Below are 6863 nucleotides of genomic sequence, written 5' to 3'. Positions count from 1 at the left end.
CCCGCCGGCAGACCGTGCGCGCCAAGTGCAGGGCCGCCGCCGCCGCGGTCCCCGCCGGCAGCACGAAGGAGGTGAGCGGCGACAGCGCCTCGTTCAGCCGGTCGATGTCGGCCTCCAGACGATCGACCTGGGCGGCGGTGACGCGCAGCGCCTCCCAGCCCAGCGGCTTGCCTTCCCGTTCCGGCGTGGCGAGGTCGGCGCCGAGGTCGAACAGCTCGTTCTGCACCCGCGCCAGGATCGCGTCGAGCGCCGGGTCATCGGCGGTGTGCTGGCGCACAAGGCCGACGCAGGCGTTGGCCTCGTCCACGTCGCCATAGGCCGCCACCCGGCCGTCGAACTTCTTCACCCGCTCGCCGGTGGCCAGGCCCGTGTCGCCGGCGTCGCCGGTGCGGGTGTAGATCCTGTTCAGCACCACCATGGGCGGGCTCTCCGGCCTCAGGGCCTAGTGATGACCCATCTTGTACATGAAGCCTATGGTGATCAGCACGATGGCCGCCGCCTGGCTCATCACCCGGTAGCGCATGAACCTGTTGGAGTTCTCACGCCCCATCTCGCCCCCTTTCAGGAACGAGAAGATGCCGAGCCCAAGGCTCGCCACCACCGCCAGCATGGCGATCGCGATCATTATGTCGATGAAAACGCCCATGCCGCTCACTTAAGCGGCGCAGACGCCATTCGCCAGCCTCAGGCCTGCCCCTGGGTCTCGAACATGCAGGCGGCCATCGCATCATCCGGCGACTTCGCGCCGCGGAGCAGGAAGTCGAAGGCCGGGTAGAAGCGGTCCGCCGCCTCCACCGCCGCATCGATCATGCTGGCCGCCTGGCCAAGCGTCGGGCGCTCCCCGCTCGGCATGGACATGGAGTGGCGGAACACCACCTCGCCATCCTCGGCCCAGCACTCGAAGTGGCCCATCCAGACGCGCTGGTTGATCAGGGACAGCAGCTCCCACATCGCCGCGCGCCGGTCCTTCTCGGCCTTCATGTCGATGGACAGGCACAGCTGCAGGCAGTCCGCCTCCGGCCGCCAGGCGAACCACAGCTCGTAGTCCTTCCAGTCGCCGGAGAGCGCGAAGGCCAGGTCGCCGTCCTCGGTGCGGTCGAACTCCAGGTTCTCGGCGTCGAGCACGCGCTCGACCACGTCCAGCGGATCGAAGCCGATTTCGACGTCTTCGTTGTGAGGCGTGTCCATGGGTTACGATCCTGACGCCACGGCCACGCGCGGGAGACGCGAGGCCGGACCGCGGCGCATCGAGGGGGAGACTAGCTGACTCGCGGCGAACCGCTCAACACGCGTCACGCCTCGGGGGAAATCGACACAGGCGCCGAGGGCCCCGGCCCCGCAGGTCGGAGCGCCGCCAGCTCGGCGCGCAGCTCGGCGATCTCGGCCGTGAGCACCGCGCGCATGGCCTCCAGTTCGTCGCGGCGCACCAGGTCCAGCTCGACGGCCATGCGGTCGCCCTGGGCGCGCAGAGCGGACTTCGCCTCCTCGCCCGCGGCCTGGGCTAGGCCTATGGCCTGCTCCATGACCTTGGCGGCCTCGTCGAAGAAGGGGTTGCGGCTCTGCATGGCGGGCGTGGGGCTCGAAGCGACGAAATGGGTGGGAGCCTCTATATGGACCCGAACGCCCCGATTGCGAACCGCCGCCACCAGCGCGGACGGGACGAGGAGCCGCACGCGCCGATGACCACCGCCCCGCTGCCCGACGCCGCCCGGGGCAACTGGGTCGACCGCCTTGCGCCGCCGCGGCTTCGGCCCTGGCTCAAGCTCGGCCGCTTCGACCGGCCGGCGGGCATATGGCTGCTGATGCTGCCGGGCTGGCAGGGAGTGGCGCTCGGCGACGCCCTGGCCGGGCGCTGGCCGGACCTCCGGCTGCTGCTGCTGATCGCGCTCGGGGCCACCGCCATGCGCGCCGCGGGGTGCGCTTTCAACGACATCGTCGATCGAGATGTCGACGCCCAAGTGGCGCGCACCGCCGCCCGGCCCGTCTCGTCCGGGGTGATTTCCGTCAGGGGCGCCTGGGCCTTCCTGGTGGGGCTGAGCCTTCTTGCCTTCTGCATCCTGCTGACGATGAACCTGACCGCGATCCTGCTGGGCGTGGCCTCGCTCGGCCTGGTGGCGGCCTACCCGTTCATGAAGCGGATCACCTGGTGGCCCCAGGCTTGGCTCGGCCTGACCTTCAACTGGGGCGCGCTGCTGGGGTACGCGGCGGTGCAGGGGCGGCTGGGCTGGCCGGCGGCGGTGCTCTACGCCAGCGGCGTGGCCTGGACGCTGGGCTATGACACCATCTACGCCCTGCAGGACATCGAGGACGACGCCCTGGCCGGGATCAAGTCCAGCGCGCGCCGGCTCGGACCTCAAATGCGGCGCGGGGTGGCGGCCTTCTACACCCTCGCCTCGGTCCTGGCGGTGAGCCTGGCCGTGCGCACGCCGTGGAGCCTGCTGCTCGCCCTGGGCTTTGCGGCGCACCTGGCTTGGCAGGTCCGGCGCCTGCGGCCCGACGACGCGGCCCTGGCGCTGCGGCTGTTCAAGTCCAACCGCGACGCAGGCCTGCTGCTGTTCGCGGCCCTGGCGCTCACGGCGCTTCGCCGGTGACGGGCCGGTGATCTCAGACCCGCGCGCCTTCGTCCTGGAGAACACCCGCCTCCAGCGCCCGCCGCACACGCCCGAGATCGCCCTGCACCTCGCCGACGAGGTCACGCCGCTCTGGCGGCTGACCGAGGAGCGGCTGGGCGAGCTCGGCCTGCCGCCGCCGTTCTGGGCCTTCGCCTGGGCCGGCGGGCAGGCGCTGGCCCGCTACGTGCTTGACCATCCCGACGTCGTCGCCGGCCGGCGGGTGCTGGACTTCGCCACCGGCTCGGGCCTGGTGGCCATCGCGGCCATGAAGGCGGGGGCGGCGAGCGCCCGGGGCTGCGACATCGACGGCGTCTGCGCCGCGGCGGTGGCGCTGAACGCGCAGGCCAACGACGTGCAGGTCGCCTTCACCTGCGCCGACCTGCTCGACGGCCCGCCCCCGCGCGAGGCGCAGGTGATCCTGGCCGGCGACATCTGCTATGAGCGCCCGGTCGCCGAGCGGGTCGAGGCCTGGCTGCGCACGGCCCAGGCCGGCGGCGCGACGGTGCTGATCGGCGACCCCGGCCGCACCTACCTGCCCCACGCCCGCCTGCAGCGCCTGGCCGAGTACCAGGTGCAGACCACCCGCGAGCTTGAGGACCAGGAGGTCAAGCGCACCGCGGTATACGCGCTGGCGTAGGAACGACGCCGTGTGCTGAGAGGGTCGGCTATGCGGCGGGCGGTTGCTGATCGAAGACGACCAGAGCCGCCAGTCCCGTCTCGCCCAGACTTGTTCCGGGCGTCCGGACTTGTTCCAGGCGTCCAGAGCGCGAAGCTAGCCGTTCAGCCGCTCATAAAGGTCCGCCCGGCCCGGGTTCTCGCCCCCGACCAGGTTCAGCTTCCAGCGACGCGGGCAACCTTTGATCGTGTGCTCGCGCCGCAAGATCCGCGCAGTTTCCTGGAAGACATCAGGGAACTGTTGCCCCGCCGACTGCAGTGGCAAGCCCTAAGAAAGGCGGAAGTCCACCCTCAACGATTATTCGTTTGTCCGGTCTGCGCCTGGCGCGCTGGCGGTGCACACCTCGGATTGAAGTCCGGCCGGATCAGCGCCGGCTGGTCAAAGCCCTCGGAAACGCGGGTCTGAATGGGCGCGGAGCATAGCCGAAGTCGCGCATGGCCGGGCCAGCGTCGAAGGCCAGGTCCTCGCTCATGCGCGCGCCCATGGCCGCCGTCGCGCCCGGCAGGACGGGCGAGGCCAGCGCCAGGCCCAGCCGCCATAGCGGCGGCGGCAGGCTGAGCAGGCGCGGCGGCCGGCCCAGCGCCTGGAAGATGCGGACCGCCATTGCGCGGTAGCTCAACGTCTCGCCGCCCGGGAGGGCATAGATGCGGCCGGAGGCGGCCGGGGCGTCCAGGGCCTGCAGCACCGCCCGCGCGAGGTCGGCGGCGTGCACCGGCTGGCGCAGGCCTTCTCCGCGCCCGGCCAGGGGCAGCACGCCGAAGCGGTCGATCAGGCCGGCCAGGCGCGAGACGTTGCGGTCCTCGCCCTCCGCATAGATCAGGGTCGGGCGCAGGATCGTCCAGGCCACGCCGGCCGCGTCGCAGGCGGCGGTCACCGCGTCCTCGCCCCTGGCCAGCCGGGCCGCCACCTCGCGCTCCCCGGCGACGGACGAGTCCGCCTTGGTCAACCGGCTGGTGGAGGACACCGCCACAAGCCGCCCTGCGCCCGTAGCCAGCAAGGCGGGCAAAGCCGCAGGCAGCAGCCAGATGGGCGACAGGCTGAGCACCGCGTCCACCTCCGGCAGGCGGCGGCCGAGGTCCGGATCGCCGAGGTCAGCTGCGATCCATCTCACCTCGTCCGGGGCGCCCCGGCCGTGCGCCGGCGGCCGGCGGCTGAGCGCGACGAAGCCGCTCCCCGGCGGGGCCGGTGCGGCGATCAGGCGGCGGCCGATCAGGCTCGTGGCGCCGAGCACCAGGATGCGGCGCATCGATGAGGCCTCCGGGATGGAAGGTCCGCTCTCGCCTTCCCGCGTCGTTCCCGCAAGGGCCGCTCCACGGGGCCAGGCGCGCCCGGCGCTTGCAGGGGCTCGAACCGGCGGCCATATCGCGACCTCCCAAGCCCTTCACCGGAGACCGGACCCCGCATGGATCGCGAGCTGCTGCACGACATGGTCGCCTCCGCGCTCCGCGCCGGCGCGGACGCCGCCGAGGTGGCGATGGCGGACCGGCGCTCGCTGGGCGTGACCGTGAGGCTGGGCGAGCTGGAGGAGGTGGAGCGCGAGGAGAGCCGCGACCTGGGCCTGCGGGTCTTCGTCGGACGGCGCCAGGCGGTGGTCTCCGGTTCCGACCTGTCGGCGGCGGCCCGGGCCAAGCTGGTGGAGCGGGCCGTGGCCATGGCCCGGGTGGCGCCCGAGGACCCCTATGCCGGGTTCGCGCCGCCCGAGCGGCTGGCGAGCGGACCGGGACCCGACCTCGACCTCCACGACGCGACCGAGTACGGCGCCGACGCCCTGGAGGCCCGCGCCCGGGCGGCCGAGGACGTGGTGCGCCAGACGCCCGGCGTCACCAACACCGACGGCGCGTCGGCCGGCTGGAGCCAGGGCGGCTGGGCGCTGGTGACCAGCGGCGGCTTCGAGGGCGGGGTGACCGCGTCCAGCTTTTCGCTTTCGGCCTCGGCGATCGCCGGCGAGGGGAGCGGCATGGAGCGGGGCGGCGAAGGCCGCTCCACCCGCCATGCGGAGGACCTGCCCGAGCCCGAGGCGATCGGGGCCGAGGCGGCGCGCCGCGCGGTCGCCCGTGTCGGCGCGCGCAAGATCGACAGCCGCACGGCCGCGGTCATCTTCGAGAACCGCCAGGCGGGCTCGCTGATCGGCCCCTTCGTGGGCGCGATCTCCGGACCGGCCGTGGCGCGGGGCGTGTCGTTCCTGAAGGACAGGCTCGGCCAGGCGGTGTTCTCGCCCGCGGTGACCCTCATCGACGATCCGTTCCGCAGGCGCGGCCTGGGCTCGGCGGCCTTCGACGACGAGGGCGTGGCGGTGGTGGAACGCGCCCTGGTCAAGGACGGCGTGATCACCACCTGGCTGTTGAACACATCGTCCGGCCGCCAGCTCGGGCTGGAGACGACCGGCCACGCCTCGCGCGGGCTCGCCGGACCGCCGGGCGTGTCGACCCACAACCTCACCGTCCAGCCCGGCTCCGCCTCCCTGGCGCAGCTGATGGCGGATGCGGGCGAGGGCCTGCTGGTCACCTCCATGTTCGGCCCCTCGCTGAACGCCAACACCGGCGACTGGTCGGCCGGGGTGTCGGGGGTCTGGTTCGAGGACGGCGAGCCCGCCTATCCCGTGACCGAGATCACCGTGGCCGGCAACCTGCTCGACATCTACGCCCGCCTGGTCCCCGGCTCCGACCTGGAGTTCCGCGGCGCCAACAACTCGCCCTCCCTGCTCGTCGATGGGCTGGCCATCGCGGGCCGATGACTGCGACCGCGGACGGCGACGTTTCTGCGCATGAGGACCTCGCCCTCATCGGGGAGGTCGTACGCGTCGCCGGTCGGCTGGCGCTCGACCGGCGCGCTTTCGGCCTGAAGATAGAACGCAAGGCGGACGGCTCGCCGGTCACCGACGGCGACCTGGCCGTGGACGCCCTGCTGCAGCGCGAGCTGCTGCAGGCGCGCCCGCACTACGCCTGGCTGTCGGAGGAGACGCCCGACGACCTGTGCCGCCTGGGCGCCGGGCGGGTCTTCATCGTCGACCCCATCGACGGCACCACCGCCTATGTCAGGGGCAAGCCCTGGTTCGCGGTGTCCGTGGCGGTGGTGCAGGCCGGCCGACCCGTGGCCGGCGTGGTGTTCGCCCCGGCTCTGGACGAGTTCTACGCGGCGGTTGAGGGGGGAGGCGCCTCGTGCAACGGCGATCCTATCCGGGCCAGCGAGGCCTGCCGCCTGGAGGACTGCGCCATGCTGGCCCCTGCCCACACCTTCGACGGGCGGCGGTGGACGCGGGCCTGGCCGGCGATGCGGGTCGGCCAGCGCAGCGCGCTCGCCTATCGCATGGCGCTGGTGGCGGCGGGGCGCTTTGACGCGGCGGTGTCCATGGGCTGGAAGAACGACTGGGACATCGCCGCGGGCGACCTGATCGCGCGCGAGGCGGGGGCCGTGTCGTGCGATCAGAACGGGCGCCCGCTGATGTTCAACACGCAGCTGGCGCGCAACCCCGGCCTGGTCTGCGCCGCGCCGGGCGTGGCGCCGTTGATCTTGGACCGCACCGCGCCTATCGAGCAGCCCGCCGGGGTCTGACGCCCGGGCTCGCGCAACCCGGA

General features: G+C 72.8%; 9 protein-coding genes. 4 read left to right on the top strand and 5 right to left on the bottom strand.

What is annotated here, in order from left to right:
• From HUV06_RS00395 to HUV06_RS00380, 4 genes are all read right to left on the bottom strand, one after another.
• On the bottom strand, positions 1–418 hold a 418-nt coding region (locus HUV06_RS00395), incomplete at its 3' end, for a cob(I)yrinic acid a,c-diamide adenosyltransferase (protein ID WP_174299285.1).
• Between the two features lie 24 nt (positions 419–442).
• Entirely contained in the window at positions 443–646 is a 204-nt protein-coding gene (locus HUV06_RS00390; protein WP_174299284.1) for a twin transmembrane helix small protein, read from the bottom strand.
• 38 nt (positions 647–684) lie between these two features.
• Positions 685–1188, bottom strand: a complete 504-nt coding sequence (locus HUV06_RS00385; protein ID WP_174299283.1) for a YbjN domain-containing protein — start codon at positions 1186–1188, stop codon at positions 685–687.
• Positions 1189–1292: 104 nt separating this feature from the next.
• Positions 1293–1673: an accessory factor UbiK family protein gene (locus HUV06_RS00380; protein ID WP_371810924.1), complete on the bottom strand. Its 381-nt coding sequence runs from the start codon at positions 1671–1673 to the stop codon at positions 1293–1295.
• A gap of 6 nt (positions 1674–1679) precedes the next feature.
• On the opposite strand from HUV06_RS00380, the gene ubiA reads away from it, so the two are divergent.
• Positions 1680–2591, top strand: a complete 912-nt coding sequence (gene ubiA / locus HUV06_RS00375) for a 4-hydroxybenzoate octaprenyltransferase (protein ID WP_174299282.1) — start codon at positions 1680–1682, stop codon at positions 2589–2591.
• A 10-nt stretch (positions 2592–2601) separates the two neighbouring features.
• Positions 2602–3249, top strand: coding sequence for a methyltransferase (locus HUV06_RS00370; protein ID WP_254600801.1), 648 nt, complete (start codon positions 2602–2604; stop codon positions 3247–3249).
• A gap of 403 nt (positions 3250–3652) precedes the next feature.
• Here HUV06_RS00370 and HUV06_RS00365 read toward each other — a convergent pair whose 3' ends face one another.
• Positions 3653–4534: an SDR family oxidoreductase gene (locus HUV06_RS00365; RefSeq protein ID WP_174299280.1), complete on the bottom strand. Its 882-nt coding sequence runs from the start codon at positions 4532–4534 to the stop codon at positions 3653–3655.
• Between the two features lie 156 nt (positions 4535–4690).
• Between HUV06_RS00365 and HUV06_RS00360 the strand changes: the two genes are divergently transcribed.
• Together HUV06_RS00360 and HUV06_RS00355 are read left to right on the top strand one after the other, a co-directional pair.
• Positions 4691–6022: a TldD/PmbA family protein gene (locus HUV06_RS00360; RefSeq protein ID WP_174299279.1), complete on the top strand. Its 1332-nt coding sequence runs from the start codon at positions 4691–4693 to the stop codon at positions 6020–6022.
• A complete protein-coding gene (locus tag HUV06_RS00355; RefSeq protein WP_174299278.1) occupies positions 6019–6840 on the top strand; it encodes a 3'(2'),5'-bisphosphate nucleotidase CysQ in 822 nt (273 codons plus the stop codon). Before HUV06_RS00360 ends, HUV06_RS00355 begins: the two co-directional genes overlap by 4 nt.
• Positions 6841–6863: the final 23 nt, after the last annotated feature.

It is taken from the genome of Caulobacter sp. S45 (assembly GCF_903642205.1).
GTDB lineage: Bacteria > Pseudomonadota > Alphaproteobacteria > Caulobacterales > Caulobacteraceae > CAHJWH01.
Note: the sequence above shows the minus strand (reverse complement) of the source record. Positions and strands in the feature narration are given on the sequence as shown.

Excerpts from the sequence above, each read along its gene's own strand:
- HUV06_RS00385 (WP_174299283.1), bottom strand. The coding sequence starts at position 1,188 with ATGGACACGCCTCACAACGAAGACGTCGAAATCGGCTTCGATCCGCTG.
- HUV06_RS00365 (WP_174299280.1), bottom strand. The coding sequence starts at position 4,534 with ATGCGCCGCATCCTGGTGCTCGGCGCCACGAGCCTGATCGGCCGCCGC.
- ubiA (WP_174299282.1), top strand. The coding sequence starts at position 1,680 with ATGACCACCGCCCCGCTGCCCGACGCCGCCCGGGGCAACTGGGTCGAC.
- HUV06_RS00390 (WP_174299284.1), bottom strand. The coding sequence starts at position 646 with ATGGGCGTTTTCATCGACATAATGATCGCGATCGCCATGCTGGCGGTG.
- HUV06_RS00355 (WP_174299278.1), top strand. The coding sequence starts at position 6,019 with ATGACTGCGACCGCGGACGGCGACGTTTCTGCGCATGAGGACCTCGCC.
- HUV06_RS00360 (WP_174299279.1), top strand. The coding sequence starts at position 4,691 with ATGGATCGCGAGCTGCTGCACGACATGGTCGCCTCCGCGCTCCGCGCC.